Source organism: Streptomyces sp. NPDC048479 (assembly GCF_040651435.1).
In the GTDB taxonomy this organism is placed as follows: Bacteria; Actinomycetota; Actinomycetes; order Streptomycetales; family Streptomycetaceae; genus Streptomyces.
On record NZ_JBEZKA010000009.1, the window covers coordinates 155707 to 172859 of the forward strand.

General features: G+C 69.9%; 15 protein-coding genes and 1 riboswitch. Of the genes, 14 read left to right on the top strand and 1 reads right to left on the bottom strand.

Annotated features, from left to right (window positions below):
- The first annotated feature begins 109 nt into the window (after positions 1–109).
- Both AB0D12_RS16745 and AB0D12_RS16750 read left to right on the top strand, forming a co-directional pair.
- Positions 110–721, top strand: coding sequence for a hypothetical protein (locus tag AB0D12_RS16745; RefSeq protein ID WP_362682494.1), 612 nt, complete (start codon positions 110–112; stop codon positions 719–721).
- Positions 718–2235, top strand: a complete 1518-nt coding sequence (locus tag AB0D12_RS16750; RefSeq protein WP_362682497.1) for a serine/threonine-protein kinase — start codon at positions 718–720, stop codon at positions 2233–2235. The genes AB0D12_RS16745 and AB0D12_RS16750 overlap by 4 nt, the downstream gene beginning before the upstream one ends.
- Before the next feature lie 13 nt (positions 2236–2248).
- Here AB0D12_RS16750 and AB0D12_RS16755 read toward each other — a convergent pair whose 3' ends face one another.
- Positions 2249–4651 (bottom strand): YfhO family protein, encoded by a 2403-nt coding sequence (locus AB0D12_RS16755; protein WP_362682500.1) that lies wholly within the window; start codon positions 4649–4651, stop codon positions 2249–2251.
- 124 nt (positions 4652–4775) lie between these two features.
- Between AB0D12_RS16755 and AB0D12_RS16760 the strand changes: the two genes are divergently transcribed.
- The 12 genes from AB0D12_RS16760 to AB0D12_RS16815 all read left to right on the top strand — a co-directional run bounded on the left by AB0D12_RS16760 (position 4776) and on the right by AB0D12_RS16815 (position 17084).
- Complete coding sequence (locus AB0D12_RS16760; protein WP_362682503.1) at positions 4776–5753, top strand: glycosyltransferase family 2 protein; 978 nt, start codon at positions 4776–4778, stop codon at positions 5751–5753.
- A complete protein-coding gene (locus tag AB0D12_RS16765) occupies positions 5750–6169 on the top strand; it encodes a GtrA family protein (RefSeq protein ID WP_362682506.1) in 420 nt (139 codons plus the stop codon). Before AB0D12_RS16760 ends, AB0D12_RS16765 begins: the two co-directional genes overlap by 4 nt.
- Before the next feature lie 164 nt (positions 6170–6333).
- Positions 6334–6984, top strand: coding sequence for a SurA N-terminal domain-containing protein (locus tag AB0D12_RS16770; protein WP_362682509.1), 651 nt, complete (start codon positions 6334–6336; stop codon positions 6982–6984).
- A 19-nt stretch (positions 6985–7003) separates the two neighbouring features.
- Complete coding sequence (locus tag AB0D12_RS16775; protein ID WP_362682512.1) at positions 7004–8008, top strand: nucleoside triphosphate pyrophosphohydrolase; 1005 nt, start codon at positions 7004–7006, stop codon at positions 8006–8008.
- 60 nt (positions 8009–8068) lie between these two features.
- Positions 8069–9322 (top strand): cytochrome P450, encoded by a 1254-nt coding sequence (locus tag AB0D12_RS16780; protein ID WP_362682515.1) that lies wholly within the window; start codon positions 8069–8071, stop codon positions 9320–9322.
- Between the two features lie 178 nt (positions 9323–9500).
- Complete coding sequence (locus AB0D12_RS16785) at positions 9501–10412, top strand: transglycosylase family protein (protein WP_362682518.1); 912 nt, start codon at positions 9501–9503, stop codon at positions 10410–10412.
- Positions 10413–10678: 266 nt separating this feature from the next.
- Positions 10679–10860: riboswitch (cyclic di-AMP (ydaO/yuaA leader) on the top strand.
- Between the two features lie 3 nt (positions 10861–10863).
- A complete protein-coding gene (locus AB0D12_RS16790; protein ID WP_362682520.1) occupies positions 10864–11547 on the top strand; it encodes a transglycosylase family protein in 684 nt (227 codons plus the stop codon).
- A 325-nt stretch (positions 11548–11872) separates the two neighbouring features.
- On the top strand, positions 11873–13159 hold the full coding sequence (eno, locus tag AB0D12_RS16795; RefSeq protein ID WP_327324051.1) for a phosphopyruvate hydratase: 1287 nt from the start codon (positions 11873–11875) through the stop codon (positions 13157–13159).
- A 139-nt stretch (positions 13160–13298) separates the two neighbouring features.
- Positions 13299–13772, top strand: a complete 474-nt coding sequence (locus tag AB0D12_RS16800) for a septum formation initiator family protein (RefSeq protein WP_362682523.1) — start codon at positions 13299–13301, stop codon at positions 13770–13772.
- Positions 13773–13796: 24 nt separating this feature from the next.
- Positions 13797–14402, top strand: a complete 606-nt coding sequence (locus AB0D12_RS16805; RefSeq protein WP_362682526.1) for a DUF501 domain-containing protein — start codon at positions 13797–13799, stop codon at positions 14400–14402.
- A complete protein-coding gene (locus AB0D12_RS16810) occupies positions 14399–15313 on the top strand; it encodes a Ppx/GppA phosphatase family protein (protein ID WP_362682529.1) in 915 nt (304 codons plus the stop codon). The genes AB0D12_RS16805 and AB0D12_RS16810 overlap by 4 nt, the downstream gene beginning before the upstream one ends.
- A gap of 358 nt (positions 15314–15671) precedes the next feature.
- On the top strand, positions 15672–17084 hold the full coding sequence (locus tag AB0D12_RS16815; RefSeq protein WP_362682531.1) for an NAD(P)/FAD-dependent oxidoreductase: 1413 nt from the start codon (positions 15672–15674) through the stop codon (positions 17082–17084).
- Positions 17085–17153 lie beyond the last annotated feature (69 nt).

Sequence of the window (17153 nt, forward strand, 5' to 3'; positions counted from 1 at the left end):
GGGGCGTGACGCATCGGACATCGGGTCCGTACAACCCAGGACCCGATGTCCGTGTCGGTGTATACGCTCGTCCTCTATCTGCCTCGTCCCCAGGCCCCCAGGAGCAGTAATGCACGGCCACGGCTATGCGCCGCCGCAGCCCAAGCGACCGCCCACCGCGCTGCTTATCGCCATACGCGTGCTCTTCGTGGCTCTCGCGCTGCTCAGCTTCGGCATGCTCGCCTGGGGCACGATGCTACGAATAGCGATCCTGCGCCGCCGAAGGCTCGACTGGCTGCTGTTCTGGGTCAGCCTCGCCATCGCCGTCACCGCGCTCGTCGTCATCGGCGAATACGGTTCCGACGCCCAGGCCGAGCAGGACGGCATGACCGCCCTCGACCTTGTGTTCCTGCCGCTTCTGCTCGGGCTCGCCATCGGGGTGCCCACGCACTATCTGGTGGCCGACATCCGCCACTACCAGGAGCCCCGGACGGGCTGGGCGCCGCCACCCTATGCCGCGCCGACCGTGCCGTACGGGCTGCCGCCGCAGCCGGGGCGGACGCCTCACACATCCCGGACGCCTCACCCGTTCCAGCGGCCGGGATACGGCTACCCGCCCGTTCCGCCGCAGTCCCCGCCCCAGTCCCCGCCCCAGTCCCTGACCGACAAGCCCCGTATCGATCAGGTCCGTGCCGAGCTCGACGAGCTCAGCGACTACCTCCGCAAGGAGCAGGGCCGGTGAACGGACGCGTCATCGCGGGCCGTTACGAGCTCTCGACCGTCATCGGCCAGGGCGGCATGGGCCAGGTCTGGACGGCCTACGACGGCCGCCTCGACCGCCGCGTCGCCGTCAAGCTGCTCCGCCCCGACCACATGGCCGCGGCCACCGGCGCCGACGAGATGCGCCGCCGCTTCGTCCGCGAGTGCCGGGTCACCGCGCAGGTCTCCCATCCCGGCCTGGTCACCGTCCATGACGCGGGCAGCGACGACGACGACCTCTATCTCGTCATGCAGTACGTCGAGGGCGCGGACCTCGCCGATCATCTCGCCGAGCACGACCCGTACCCCTGGCCGTGGGCCGTCTCGGTCGCCGCCCAGCTCTGTGCCGTGCTCGCCGCCGTGCACGCCGTGCCGATTGTGCACCGCGACCTCAAGCCGCGGAATGTGATGGTGAAGCCCGACGGCACGGTCACCGTCCTCGACCTCGGTGTCGCCTCCGTCATCGACACCGACACCACCCGCCTCACCCACACCGGATCGCCCATCGGCAGCCCCGCCTATATGGCCCCCGAGCAGGCGATGGGCGGCGCGGTGGGCCCGTACACCGATCTCTACGCCCTCGGTGTGCTGCTGCACGAACTCCTCAGCGGGAACGTCCCGTTCGCGGGCTCCACCGCCCTCGGCGTGCTGCACCGCCATCTCTATGAGCCGCCGCTCCCGGTCCGCCAGCTGCGCCCCGAGATACCCGAGCCGCTCGAAGCGCTCGTGCTGCGCCTGCTCGCCAAGGACCCGCAGCACCGCCCGTCCGGTGCGCAGGATGTCTACGAGACGCTCGCGCCGCTGCTGCCCAGCCGCGGTGCGCCCGGCGGTCCGCTGGACCCGACCCGCCCCTTCCTGCGCCCGCATGCGCCGTGGCCGAACCGGGTCACCAGCCCGCCCCCGGACTCCCGCTCCGCCGCCCCGGTGGCGCCCCGGCCGGATGTGGCGGCCGCAGTCGACGAGGCCAAGCGCCTCCTCGGCGAGGGCAGCATCACCCAGGCCGTCGACATCCTCGGCGGGATCCTCCCGGCGGCCGCCGCCGAGCACGGCGAGCACTCGCCGGTCGTACGGATCCTGCGCAAGCAGTACGCCACGACGCTGATGGACGACGGGCAGTACCGCCGTGCGCTCCCTGAGCTGCGGCGGCTGGCCGACGACCGGGCCGCCGATGCGGGCCCGGCCGATCCGCAGACGCTGCAGTTCCGCTACGACGCCGCGCAGTGCCTGGAGCAGCTGGGCGAGCCGGCCGCCGCGCTCGCGGAGTACCGGGCAGTGCTGCCGTACTACGAGAACCAGCAGGCCTCCGACCCGGCCCGTGCCTTCGACGTCCGCCACCGCATCGGCCATCTGCTGCTCGCGGTCGGCGACCATGCGGCGGCGCGGCAGCAGCTGCAGGGCCTGCTGTACGACGCGGAGCGGGCGTACGGGCCCTACCACCAGCTGCCGGTCGAGCTGCGTCGTGGGCTCGACCGGCAGCAGCAGTTCCACAGCGGCTGACCGGGCCGGTCGGTCACATCCGGGCGTCCCCTTGCGCACGGCCGTTGCGGCCCCGGAGACGTGACCGCAGCAGCGGCAGCAGCGGCAGCAGAGCGAGCACTCCGAGCGCCAGCAGGCCCGTCGCCCCGACCGCAGTACCGGCCTTCAGGCCGGGCGGCCGGAAGGAGCAGTCCACCGTCGTCGAATTTCCGTCCAGAGGCACGGCGACGAGACCCAGGTAGGAGTCCGCGGGCCTGCCGTCGCAGCTCCAGCCCGCGATCCGGGGCGCGGCGAGGACCGCCGTCCCCCGTGCGCCGGGCGGGAGCTGGGCCCGTACGCCGCTGTCGGTGACCTTGACGGACACCGCGCCCGTCGACTTCAGCCGGTCCACGGCCGCGGCGAGCTTCGCCCGGTCCAGACAGCCCACGCTCGCCCGGCGCGGCGCCGCGCGGCCGTAGCCGATCGTGGTGTCCGGCGCGGTGACCGTCCCGAGCGGGGTCAGCGCGGCACGCCGCTTGGGCTGCCCGCCGCGCAGTTTCACCGGCTTTCCGCCGCCGAGCCTGGCGGTCCCGGTGAAGTCCGGCGCCCAGAGGAAGACCTCGCTGCCGACCGGACAGGCGTCCGCGACCGGGGAGCTGTAGACCTGCGCGCCCAGCAGCATCTCCTGGTTGCGGAACGGCGAGTCGCCGTACCGCGGTTCGGGCCCCGGCGGCCGTACGGTCAGCAGCGGCCCAGTCGCCGACCGGGTCACCTCCGGGTGCTGTCCCTGCCCGGTGCGGACCCGCGCGCCGACGGAGAAGATCGCGTCGGTGACCGGGTTGTCCAGGGACTGCACACTGCGGCCGTTGGACGTCCAGCCCGCGCCGAGCGCGGCCAGCGTGCGTGTGTACACATCGGGTGTGTGGCTGCTGTAGTACGAGCCGCCCTGGCCGCCCAGCAGGATCGGATCGTTCCCGGTGATCTGGTCGCGGCCCGGATCGGTGCGGTAGCCGGGCCAGCCGTCGGCCTTCGCCACCGCCGCGGCCCGCTCGCTCTGCGGCTCGCCCCAGGCCGGATAGTCGTCGAGCCTGCCGAGCCGCTGCCGGTCGGCGTACGCGGTGGTCGCCGCGGCCTGCCCGACCAGCGCGCCGCTGAGCAGCAGCGCGGCCAGCACGGCGGACTTTCCGCGCCTTGCCAGCACCAGACCGGCCAGGACCGCCGCGATCCCCGCCGCGAACAGCGGGAACGTCCAGGCGGTGACCAGGTCGCTGAAGGAGGCCCCGAGCGCGATCACCGCCACCACCGCGCCGCCGCCGAGCAGGGCGCGCCGCCCAGGCCAGCCGTGCGAGAGGCAGATCCAGCCGGCGATCACCAGGATCCCGGCGAAGACGAAGGTCTGCCGGTACGGGCTGCCGTTGGGCGTCGCGAAGACATGCCACACCAGGTGCGTCGGCCCCCACTGCAGCGAGACGGCGACAGCCGCCGCCAGCCCCGTCCACACCCACCGCTCACGGCGCGGCACAGCGCTGTTGAAGGCGAGCGTGCAGGCCAGCAGCAGCGCACCGCTGCCGAGGAAGACCGCGGGCGTGAAGAAGCTGTACGTCGCCGGCAGCGTACGGGCGAACGCATCGGCCCAGCCGGCCGGCGCGAACTCCTTCGTCCACCCCGGATAGGCGTGCTTGGAGCCGAGGAAGACGGGGATCAGTACGGGTGCGGCGAGCGCGATGCCGAGCAGTACGGCCCGGGCGGCCCGCAGCAGCGCCCGCATCCGGTCGCCTGCCGCCGTCTCCTCCAGCAGCAGCCGCACGAGAAGCACCAGCGCGGCCCCGATGGTCGCCATGTACGCGGTGTAGAAGTTGGCGATCCAGGCCACCGCGACGACCACGGGGCCGAGAACCGGCCGGCGCGCCGTGCGCGCCCACTCGCCGACCAGGCACAGCAGCGGGAAGGCGACCAGTCCGTCCATCCACATCGGGTTGTACGAGGCCTCGACGACCGACCAGCCGCACAGCGCGTACGAGGCGCCGAGCACCGCCGCCATCCACCAGCGCCCGCCCGTGTCCTTGCGCAGCGACAGCAGCAGCCAGGTCATGGCCGCGGCCGCGGTCGCCATCTTCAGCAGCGTGACCACATAGACGGCGAGATCGATCCCGTCCCGCGGGAAGAGCCCGACCAGCAGCGAGAACGGGCTGGTCAGATAGGTCCCCAGGTCGGGCAGAAAGCTGGTTCCGTAACCGGACTGCCAGTTGAGCAGCAGTCCGCCGTCCGCCCGGCCGTGCAGCAGATCCCACAGGTGCGCATGAAACGGCACAAACTGATTGCCGAGGTCGTTCACGCTGCGGGTGTGCGGTCCGAAGGGGAAGCTGCGGGCGACGGCGTCACCGGCACACACGGCCCCCACGGTGATCAGTGCGGCGAGGGCGGCGGCGCGGCCGCGCGCGGATTGCAGAGTCGACATGATTCCTCGAATATGCCAGCGCCGTTCGTGAAAACATCACGCGGGAAGCCCAGTTCACGGAATGGTCGCCTACGCGTCATGTAGGGAATCCGCACGGGACATTCGGGTGGGATGTTGTTCTTCCGTGCTGATCTCGATAGTTGTTCCGTGCTTCAACGAAGAGGAGATCATCGGCCGCTTCCATGAACATGTGACCGCGGAAATCTCCCTGCTCGGGCAGGAATTCGAGTTGGTCTATGTGGACGACGGAAGCCAGGACCGTACGCTCCCTCTCCTCGAGGAGATCGCCGCGGCCGACCCTCGTGCCCGCTATGTCTCCTTCAGCCGCAACTTCGGCAAGGAGGCGGCGATGCTCGCCGGCCTCCAGCATGCCGAGGGCGACGCGGTCGTCATCATGGATGCCGACCTCCAGCACCCGCCGGAGCTGGTCCGGCGCATGCTGCAGCTGCACCAGGAGGGCTTCGACCAGGTCATCGCCCGGCGCACCCGCAAGGGCGACCGGGTCACCCGCACCGTCACCGCCCGTGCCTACTACTGGCTGATCAACCGCCTCGTCGATGTGGAACTGGTCGACGGCGTGGGCGATTTCCGGCTGCTGTCGCGCCGTACCGTGGACGCGGTCCTCGAACTCACCGAGTACAACCGGTTTTCCAAGGGTCTCTTCGCCTGGGTCGGATTCCGCACCACGACCTTCGAGTACGAGAATGCGCTGCGTGAACAGGGCCGGTCCAAATGGAGTTTCGGAAAACTGCTCAACTACGGCCTCGACGGGCTGCTCTCCTTCAACAACAAGCCGTTGCGGGCCGCCGTCTATCTCGGGCTTCTGCTTGTCACGCTCGCCATGGCGTATGCCGCCTGGATTGTCGGTGTCGCCCTGGTGAACGGCGTGGACACCCCCGGGTATGTCACCCTTCTGGTGGCGGTCACCGCACTCGCCGGCGTACAGATGCTGATGCTGGGGGTGGTCGGCGAGTACGTCGGCCGTATCTACTACGAGGTGAAGCGGCGACCGCACTTCCTGGTGAAGGCCACCGACGCCGACCTTCCGCACCAGCAGGGAGGAGTACGGCGTACACGCACGGGGGAGCTCGTAAGACGATGACAGTCCGGGTCCAGATGGTCAGATTCGCCCTGGTAGGGGTGGTGAACACCGGGACGTACTACGGGATATATCTGGCCCTGCTGACCTGGCTGCCGTATGTCGCGGCGCATGTCATCGCCTTCGCGCTCAGCATGGTCGGGTCCTTCTTCCTGACCTCGTACTTCACCTACAGGACCCGCCCGACCTGGCGGAAGTTCCTGCTCTTCCCGCTCACCAACGCCGCGAACTTCGTCGTCACCACGACCGGTGTCTATCTGCTGGTGGACGTACTGCACTTCGGCAGCCGCTACGCGCCGCTGATCGCGGCGGGCGCGGCGATCCCGATCACTTTTGTGGTCTCCCGGACGATCATGCTGCGACCGGATCCGGTCCCGCGCGAGCGGGAGCCGGAGCCGGAGCGGGTGCCTCAGACCTGATACGGGAGCGGGCACTGTGCAGTCGGCCGGCTGACGGCCGCTCCGCGCATCCGCAACCGCAGGCGAATCGTTTGGCGAATCAGTGGCCCAGACCCCTGGGACTGCCTACCATCGATCACCGCAGGGTCTTGTGCACCGAAGCACAATCACGCCGGGAGGCTCCTTTGCACCGCCGCCGTCGCACCGCGCTCATCGTCTCCGCCGCGCTCCTCACCGCCGCGCCCCTCCTCTCCGCCTGCGGCAGTGACGCGCACCCAGGGGCCGCCGCCGTCGTCGGTGGCGAGCGGATCGATGTGTCCACCGTCCAGGCGAAGGTGAAGGACGTACGCGCCGCCCAGCAGCGCTCCCCCCAGTCCGCGCAGCTCATCAAGGACAGTGGGCAGCTCAGCCGCGCCAAGCTCTACGACCTCATCGTCGACCAGGTCGTCCAGCGCGCCGCCGACGACGCCGGCGTCAAGGTCAGCCGCAAGGAGGTCCAGGACGGCCGGGCCACCCTGGTCCAGCAGTCCGGTGGCGAGGAGCAGCTCTCCGCCATGTATCTGCAGCAGCGCGGCGTCGCCCCGGCCCAGCTCGACGACGTCGTACGCCGCGACATCCTGGTGAACAAGCTCGCCACCTCCCTCGGTGCGACGAACACCCCCGAGGGCCAGCAGAAGCTCAACCAGGCCTTCACCGCTGCCGCCAAGGCGCTGCACATCGACGTCAACCCGCGCTACGGCACCTGGGACGACCAGAAGCTCGAGCTCAGCAGCTACAAGGCCCCCTGGATCACCCAGGTCACCAAGGAGGAGCAGCCCGTCGAGGCGGGTGCTTAGTGCGAGGTAGGTTCGACGGGTGACCACAGAAGCACCCGTTGCCTCCGGCCGTATCGTCCTGCTCACCGCCAGCCACCGCGTCGCGCCCGGGCTGTTGTCCTGGCCCGCGTGGCAGACGCTGCACGCCGCCGACCGGGTGCTGTGCGCCGACGAGGGTCATCCGCAGCTGCCGTATCTGCGCGAGGCGGGTGTCGACGTCGAGATCGCCGCGCCCACCGCACAGGAGCTCGTCGACGCCTGCGCCGGGGGTACCTCCCAGGCCGGAGGCTCTGGGGGAGGCCGTACCGTCGTGGTCGTCCCGTCCGGCGAGGGCGACCGGGCCCTGACCGACGGGCTCGCCAGGCTGGCCGGGTCCGGACGGGTGCAGATGCCGGATCTGGAGCTGCTCCCCGGCTCGTACGACCTGCCCGGCGCCCGTCTCATCGACCTCGTCCAGGTCATGGACCGGATCAGGCTCGAGTGCCCGTGGTCCTCGCAGCAGACCCACAAGGGCCTCGCCAAGTACGGCATCGAGGAGGCGTACGAACTCGTCGAGGCGATCGAGGACGGCGACCGCGACGAGCTGCGGGAGGAGCTCGGGGACGTACTCCTCCAGGTCGTCTTCCACGCGCGCATCGCGGAGGAGGATCAGGACGAGCCGTTCTCCATCGACGACGTCGCCGGGACGATCGTGGAGAAGCTGATCCACCGCCATCCGCATGTCTTCGGCGACGAGAGCGCCGAGACGCCGGAGGACGTGAAGGAGCACTGGCTCCGCACGAAGGCCATCGAGAAGCAGCGGGACTCGGTCACGGACGGCGTGCCGCTGGGCCAGCCCGGCCTCGCGCTCGCCGCGAAGCTCGCCTCCCGGGTCCGTACCGCGGGACTTACCGTGCCGCTGCCCGCCGGCGAGGGCATCGGGTACGAACTGCTCGCCCTCGCTGCTCGTGCCGAGGAGGCGGGCACGGATCCGGAGGCCGCACTGCGCGCCGCTGCCCGGGCCTACCGGGATGCGATCCGCGTGGCGGAGGGCCACGCCGGTTAGTACCTTTCGTTGCCCCGGTGCAAGGAAGGCGCTCGACGGGAAGCCGGATAACGTCGGGGCGTGAGCAACACACCTGCCCCCGAACTCTTCACCTGGGAGTTCGCCACCGACCCCTACCCCGCCTACGCCTGGCTGCGCGAGCACGCCCCCGTGCACCGCACCCGGCTCCCCAGCGGGGTCGAGGCATGGCTGGTGACCCGGTACGCCGACGCCAAGCAGGCGCTCGCCGACCAGCGGCTGTCCAAGAACCCGGTGCACCACGCCGAGCCCGCGCACGCCAAGGGGAAGACGGGGATCCCGGGCGAGCGCAAGGCCGAGCTGATGACGCATCTGCTGAACATCGACCCGCCCGACCACACCCGGTTGCGGCGGCTGGTGTCGAAGGCGTTCACTCCGGGCCGGGTCGCCGAATTCGCGCCGCGGGTGCAGGAGTTGACGGACCGTCTCATTGACACAATCTTCGAGAATCAGCACAGCGTGGAGAAGGGAGAGGCGGACCTCATTCATGAGTTCGCGTTCCCACTCCCCATCTACGCCATCTGCGACATGCTCGGAGTCCCGCGTGAGGACCAGGACGACTTCCGCGACTGGGCGGGCATGATGATCCGGCACGGCGGCGGGCCGCGTGGCGGTGTCGCTCGTTCTGTGAAGAAGATGCGTGGCTATCTCGCCGAACTCATCCACCGTAAAAGGGAAGATCCGGGCGACGATCTCATCTCGGGCCTCATTCGCGCCAGTGACCACGGCGAGCACCTCACCGAGAACGAGGCCGCCGCGATGGCCTTCATTCTTCTCTTCGCGGGCTTCGAGACGACGGTCAATCTCATCGGCAACGGCGTCTACGCGCTGTTGCGCAACCCGGCGCAGCGGGAGCGGCTCCAGGCCTCCCTCGCGGCCGGGGAGAGCGAGCTGCTCGCGACAGGTGTCGAGGAACTGCTGCGGTACGACGGGCCGGTGGAGCTCGCGACCTGGCGGTTCGCCACGCAGCCGCTCAGCCTCGGCGGACAGGACATCGCCGCCGGCGATCCCGTACTCGTCGTGCTCGCCGCGGCCGACCGGGACCCGGAGCGGTTCACGGACCCGGACATTCTCGACCTCTCCCGGCGCGACAACCAGCATCTCGGGTACGGGCACGGCATCCACTACTGCCTCGGTGCGCCGCTCGCCCGGCTGGAGGGGCAGACGGCGCTGGCGACGCTGCTCCGCAGGATGCCCGACTTGCGGCTTGCGGGAGATCCGGCCGATTTGCGATGGCGCGGGGGGCTCATTATGCGCGGATTGCGCACTCTGCCCGTTGAGTTCACACCTCGATAAATCTGACGAAGCGTCAAGACTGTGACTTTCACGTGATCTCCGCTGCATCGACTTGTGACCAGCGTTCGAATGCGGCTACCTTCACCGTCGTCCCACCAGTCACATCTGTGGTCAGGCCTGTGGTCAGATCCGCGGACATGGCTGTAGTCACGTCTGTAGTCACGCGAAAGGCAACCGCATGCGCTCCGGGAACGGACGACACCGCCGACCCCGCCAGGCTCCGGCCATCGTCGTCGCGGCAGGGGTGACTGGATCGGCCATCGCCATCCCGCTGCTCGGCGCCGGATCGGCCTCCGCCGCCGACGCCTCCACGTGGGACCGCGTCGCGGAGTGCGAGAGCGGCGGCATGTGGAGCGCAGACCTCGGCAACGGGTTCTACGGCGGTCTGCAGCTCTCGCAGGAGACCTGGCAGGACTTCGGCGGTACGGCGTATGCGCCCACCGCCGACCTCGCGAGCCGCTCCCAGCAGATCGCGGTCGCGGAGAAGGTCCTCGACGCGCAGGGTCCCCAGGCGTGGGCCACCTGTTCGCTGTTGTCGGGGCTGACGAACGACGGCGCCGCGACCGGTGTCGACCCGGGCGCCATGCCGTCGCCGGGGCAGAGCACCCCCGCGCCGCCGGCCGCGTCCGCGGAGCCCTCCGCCGGGACCTCCGGATCCGCCGAGCCGTCCGCCGAGCCGTCCGCGGACTCCTCCGCGCCGGCGAGCCCCAAGGCGTCGACCCGGCCGTCCGGGTCGGCGAAGCCGGGTGCGGGGCAGGACGCCGGCGCCGACAGCGGCACCGGCAAGCACCGTGGCGCCCCGGAGGAGGCCGAGCCGGGCAATACGGACAATCCGCGCGAAGATGCCCGCCATGCCTCGCGAGGTGACGGTGCGACACGTGACGAGGTCGACAAGACCGGCAGCGACGGCAAAGCGGACGCCCTGCCCGGCGAGTACACCGTCCGCCCCGGCGACAGCCTGTGGGCCATCGCCGACGAGCAGAAGCTGACCGGTGGCTGGTCCGCGATCTACGAGGCGAACCGCGAGACGGTCGGCGCCGATCCGGATCTCATCCTCCCTGGCCAGAGCCTCGATCTGGACGTGAAGTAGCGGCAGTTCGCCGATGTATGTCCGAGTTTGTTCAACTGAGACATGGGTCTCTTTGTCCCAACTGGCATATCTCGCCCCTCGGGTCCGGTTGTTCCGCTTCTCACCTGCGGAAACGAGAGTTCCCTGAGCAGCGAAATGGGCGATTTCTCCCCGATGTTCGTCTTTGGACATCGGGGAGAGCTGTGTCTACGGTCTGAACCGCTCGCCACCGCGGGCACCACTGACCGTCACGCCGAATCCTGCCGCCGGTCGGGGGGAGTAGTCGTTCGCACAGAGCGCCGAAGGCAGGAGCGGGGGACCCAAGGTAAGCGCCGGGCCCGGCCGTTGAGAGCAGTACGCAACGGCCGACGGACCGGCTTGGGGTGAAGCTGCGCGCAGGACGCGCGGCCGGGCAACTCACTTGGCCCGAACCCGACAGCTCACCTCGTAGGCGTCGGTGAGGAGATGTTCCATGCTGTTTTCCAGCAAGAACAAGCACCGCCGCCCGACCGTTCTTGATCGGACTGCCCGTATCGCCGCGTTCGCCGGTGTCACCGGTGCCGTCGTCGCCGCCCCGCTGATGGGCGCCACCTCCGCCTCCGCCGCGACCGCCTCCGAGTGGGACAAGGTCGCCCAGTGCGAGGCCGGTGGCAACTGGTCCATCAACACCGGCAACGGCTTCTACGGCGGCCTGCAGTTCTCGGCCTCCACCTGGGCCGCGTACGGCGGCACGGCGTACGCCTCCTCCGCCGACCAGGCCTCCAAGTCCCAGCAGATAGCGGTCGCCGAGAAGGTCCTGGCCGGGCAGGGCAAGGGTGCCTGGCCGAACTGCGGCGTCGGCCTGTCCAACGCCGCCTACAACGGTGGCTCCGGCACCACGCAGCAGGCGCAGCCCGCCCCGAAGCCCGCCCCGAAGCGCGCCGAGGCCCCCACGACGCGCTCCGAGCGCCCCGCCGCCCCGGCGAAGTCCGCGCCCGCCGCCAAGGGCTTCAAGAAGGGCGACGGCGAGTACAAGGTCAAGGCCGGCGACACCCTCGGCACGATCGCCGAGGCCAAGAAGGTCAAGGGCGGCTGGCAGAAGCTGTTCGACCTCAACAAGGACATCGTCAAGGACTCCGATGTGATCTTCCCGGGCCAGCAGCTCCACCTGAGCTGACCCCGGGTCCCAGACTCCGGTCCGGCGCGTCTCCCCCCCGTACGCGCTGGGCCGGGTCCCAGCCCCCGGTCCGGCGCGTCTCCCCCCGTACGCGCTGGGCCGGGGCGCTGTCTGTCCCGGTCGGTACCCGTCGTTACCGGTCCTTGCCGGGCCCTCGTGGCGTTACCCGCAGGTAGTTCACGTGCTGTTTGTCCTGCGCCGCGAGTCTTCGGGGCGTTTTTCGTCCCAGCGGGCGGGCAACGGCTGGCCGATGCCGTGGAGCCGGTTAGGCTCATGTCGCAAGGCCAAGAGACCCTGCACTTCTCGCGTCACATCCCAGAAGGAGATGCTCGTGCCGTCCATCGACGTCGTCGTAGCCCGGGAAATCCTGGACTCCCGAGGCAACCCCACGGTCGAGGTCGAGGTTGGCCTCGACGACGGCAGCACGGGCCGTGCTGCTGTTCCGTCCGGCGCCTCCACCGGTGCGTTCGAGGCTCTTGAGCTCCGCGACGGTGACCAGAACCGCTACCAGGGCAAGGGCGTCGAGAAGGCCGTCCTCGCCGTCATCGAGCAGATCGGCCCGGAGCTCGTCGGCTACGACGCCACCGAGCAGCGCCTGATCGACCAGGCGATGTTCGACCTGGACGCCACTCCGGACAAGTCCTCCCTCGGTGCCAACGCCATCCTCGGCGTCTCCCTCGCCGTCGCGCACGCCGCCTCCGAGGCCTCCGACCTGCCGCTCTTCCGCTACCTCGGCGGCCCGAACGCGCACCTGCTGCCCGTTCCGATGATGAACATCCTGAACGGCGGCTCGCACGCCGACTCCAACGTGGACATCCAGGAGTTCATGATCGCGCCGATCGGCGCCGAGTCCTTCTCCGAGGCCCTGCGCTGGGGCGCCGAGGTCTACCACACCCTCAAGTCCGTCCTGAAGACCAAGGGCCTCTCCACCGGCCTCGGCGACGAGGGCGGCTTCGCGCCGAACCTGGATTCCAACCGCGCCGCCCTGGACCTCATCCTCGAGGCCATCAAGCAGGCCGGTTACGCCCCGGGCAAGGACATCGCGCTGGCGCTCGACGTCGCCGCGTCCGAGTTCTACAAGGACGGCCTGTACGAGTTCGAGGGCAAGTCCCGCTCGGCCGCCGAGATGACCGAGTACTACGAGGAGCTCGTGGCGGCCTACCCGCTCGTCTCCATCGAGGACCCGCTCTTCGAGGACGACTGGGCCGGCTGGAAGGTCCTCACCGACAAGCTGGGCACCAAGGTCCAGATCGTCGGCGACGACCTGTTCGTCACCAACCCGGAGCGCCTGGCCCGCGGCATCGAGGACGGCGCCGCGAACGCGCTGCTCGTCAAGGTGAACCAGATCGGTTCGCTGACCGAGACCCTGGATGCCGTGGAGCTCGCCCAGCGCAGCGGCTTCAAGTGCATGATGTCCCACCGCTCCGGCGAGACCGAGGACGTCACCATCGCCGACCTGGCCGTCGCCACCAACTGCGGCCAGATCAAGACCGGCGCCCCCGCCCGCTCCGAGCGCGTCGCCAAGTACAACCAGCTGCTGCGTATCGAGGAGATCCTCGACGACGCCGCGGTGTACGCGGGCCGCTCCGCCTTCCCGCGCTTCAAGGGCTGATCACCGGCTGACGCCCTGTCATTCGCGCTGTGCATCCAGAGAAGTGAATGGGTGGCAAAGGCGTAGCGAAGCGAAGCGTCCCCGGTCACGGTCCCGTACCGTGTCCGGGGACGTACGCGCGTAATGGGGAGGTGAGACCATGGCACGCAAAGGGGACCAGGACCGGTTCTCCACCGCGACCAGGCTGCGGGTGCTCGGCGAGCAGACCGCGGCCCGCGTCTACCGTTCGCAGAGCCGCCGGCAGGACCGCCGCTCCCGGCTCACCGGCCGGGCGGCGTTTCTGACCCTGGTGATCTGCTCGCTGGTCGTCGCCCTCGCGTACCCGATGCGTCAGTACGTCTCCCAGCGCGCCGACATCGCCGAGCAGAGGCGCCGGATGGACGACGCCGAGCAGCAGGTCGAGCGGCTCAGGGACGAGAAGGCGCGCCTTCAGGACGACAGGTACATCGAGCGGCTGGCCCGCGAGCACCTGCACTTCGTGCTTCCGGGAGAGACTGGGTACACGGTGATCGACCCCGAGGCCGCCGAGCACCGCCGTACCGACGAAGGCGCGGCGGACCGTCCCTGGTACTCGAACGTCTGGGACGGCGTCGACAACGCCGACCGCAAGTAGCAGCCGAGTAGAACCAAGGCAGGCATGGAAACGCCCCCTCCCACCACCGACCCCACTGAGCCGACCCACGCGGACATCGCCGCGTTCAAGGAGCAGCTCGGCCGCCCGCCGCGCGGTCTGCGCGCGATCGCGCACCGCTGCCCGTGCGGCCGGCCCGATGTCGTCGAGACCGCTCCGCGGCTCCCCGACGGCACCCCGTTCCCGACGCTGTACTACCTGACCTGCCCGCGGGCCGCGTCGGCGATCGGCACGCTCGAGGCGAACGGCGTCATGAAGGAGATGACCGAGCGCCTGGCGACCGACCCGGAGCTGGCCGCCGCGTACCGCGCCGCCCACGAGGACTACATCGCGCGCCGTGACGCGATCGAGGTGCTGGAGGGCTTCCCCAGCGCCGGCGGCATGCCCGACCGGGTGAAGTGCCTGCACGTCCTGGTCGGCCACTCGCTCGCGGCCGGGCCCGGGGTCAACCCGCTGGGCGACGAGGCGATCGCCCTGCTCCCCGAGTGGTGGCGCAAGGGCCCCTGTGTCGCGCCGTGTGAAGAAGCCGCGCCCCGCGAAGAAGCCGCGCCCCGCGAAGAAGCCGCGCCCCGCGAAGAAGCCGCGGCTCGTGAAGAAGGGGACAAGGAGTGACCCGGGTCGCCGCCGTCGACTGCGGTACGAACTCCATCCGCCTCCTCGTCGCCGACGCGGACCCCGAGACCGGCGAGCTGGTCGACCTCGACCGGCGGATGATCATCGTCCGGCTGGGTCAGGACGTGGACCGCACCGGACGGCTCGCGCCCGAGGCGCTGGAGCGGACCTTCGCGGCCTGCCGCGAGTACGCCGCCGTCATCAAGGAGCACCGTGCCGAGAAGCTCCGCTTCGTGGCCACCTCCGCCTCGCGTGATGCCGAGAACCGCGACGAGTTCGTCCGCGGCGTCCTCGACATCCTCGGCGTCGAGCCCGAGGTGATCACCGGCGAGCAGGAGGCGGAGTTCTCCTTCACCGGCGCCACCGGTGGCCTGCCGGGCCACGAGGAGCGCCTGGTCGTGGACATCGGCGGCGGCTCGACCGAGTTCGTCGTCGGCGAGGAGCACGTGCTGGCCGCGCGGTCGGTCGACATCGGCTGCGTACGGCTCACGGAGCGTCACATCCGCAACGATCCGCCGGCGGCCGACGAGGTCGCCGCGATCCGCGCGGACATCCGGGCCGCGCTCGACCTGGCGGAGGAGACCGTCCCGCTGCGGGAGGCGCGCACCCTGGTCGGTCTCGCCGGATCGGTGACGACGGTCGCGGGGATCGCGCTCGGCCTCGACGCATACGACTCGGCGAAGATCCACCACGCCCGGATCCCTTACGAGCAGGTGGTGAGGATCAGCGACACGCTGCTGGACTCCACGCACGAGCAGCGCGCCGCGTACCGGGTCATGCACCCGGGGCGGGTGGATGTCATCGGCGCCGGGGCGCTGGTGCTGAGGGAGATCATGGAGCGGATCGGCGCGCGCGAAGTGGTCGTCAGCGAGCACGACATCCTCGACGGGATCGCCTGGTCCATCGCCTAGAGACCGGTCTCGCGACTGCGGCGCGACGAACTTCGTGAAGTTCTTCACAAGGAAAACGTCCTTGTTGGGCGCTGCGGGGGGTCGAAAGCCCCCCGCGGCCCACCCGTCCGTCCCGGGTGCGTGCATTCCGGACGGATACAGGCATGTTGCGGGAGCGTTGATCAGGACAGTGGTCCACCGCCGGGCGGCCCCTTAGGGACCAGCTCACGGGGGGCGAACAGCGTTTGCCTTTACACCGTGGTTCCCCTCCGCCGCCATGACCTGGGTCACGTGGGCGGCGCAGTGTAGCAGAGGTGGGTCGGGAGCTTGTGAAGGGGCTCACGAGCACCCCCTCCGAGGGGGGTGGATACTCGATGGCATGAGCACCACGGAGCGTCCCAGGATCCTCGTTGTAGGCGGTGGGTACGTAGGCCTGTACGCAGCTCGACGCATTCTGAAGAAGATGCGTTACGCGGAAGCGACCGTCACGGTCGTGGACCCGCGCTCGTACATGACGTACCAGCCCTTCCTCCCCGAAGCTGCCGCCGGCAGCATCTCGCCGAGGCACGTCGTCGTCCCGCTGCGACGCGTCCTGCCCAAGGCCGAGGTGCTCACCGGTCGGGTCACCACCATTGATCAGGACCGCAAGGTCGCCACGATCTCGCCGCTCGTCGGCGAGGCGTACGAGGTGCCCTTCGACTACCTGGTCGTCGCGCTCGGCGCGATCTCCCGCACCTTCCCGATCCCCGGCCTCGCCGAGCAGGGCATCGGTATGAAGGGCATCGAAGAGGCCATCGGCCTGCGCAACCACGTACTCGAGCAGCTCGACAAGGCCGACTCGACGACCGATGAGGACGTCCGCCGCAAGGCGCTCACCTTCGTCTTCGTGGGCGGCGGCTTCGCCGGCGCCGAGACCATCGGCGAGGTGGAGGACCTGGCGCGCGACGCGGCCAAGTACTACACGAACGTCAAGCGCGAGGACATGCGCTTCGTCCTGGTCGACGCGGCCGACAAGATCCTTCCCGAGGTCGGTCCGAAGCTGGGCAAGTACGGCAAGGAACACCTCGAGGGCCGCGGCATCGAGATCTACCTCTCGACGTCGATGGACTCCTGCGTGGACGGCCACGTGGTGCTGAAGAACGGCCTCGAGGTCGACTCCAGCACCATCGTGTGGACGGCCGGTGTGAAGCCGAACCCGGCGCTGGCCCGCTACGGCCTGCCGCTGGGCCCGCGCGGCCACGTCGACACCACGACGACGCTGCAGGTCCAGGGCACCGACTACATCTGGGCCGCCGGCGACAACGCCCAGGTCCCGGACGTCGCGGCCCGCAAGGCCGGCGTGGAGAACGCCTGGTGCCCGCCGAACGCCCAGCACGCGCTGCGTCAGGCGCGGCTCCTCGGCGACAACGTCATCTCCGGTATGCGGGGCTTCCCGCAGAAGGAGTACAGCCACGCCAACAAGGGTGCGGTGGCCGGTCTCGGCATGCACAAGGGCGTCGCGATGATCGTCATGGGCAAGGTGAAGATCAAGCTCAAGGGCCGGCTCGCCTGGTACATGCACCGTGGCTACCACGGTATGGCGATGCCGACCTGGAACCGCAAGATCCGTGTCTTCGCGGACTGGACGCTGGCGATGTTCCTGAAGCGTGAGGTCGTCTCGCTCGGCGCGATGGAGTCGCCGCGCGAGGAGTTCTACGAGGCGGCGAAGCCGGCTCCGGCGGCCGCTCCGAAGCCGGAAGCGGAGAAGGCCGAAGCGAAGAAGACGGAAGCAGAGAAGGCCAAGGCCTCCTAGCCGCAGCAGCACAGCTTGTCCTACCCCGAAGGGGTCGCCCGCCATCCGTGGTGCGGGCGGCCCCTTCGG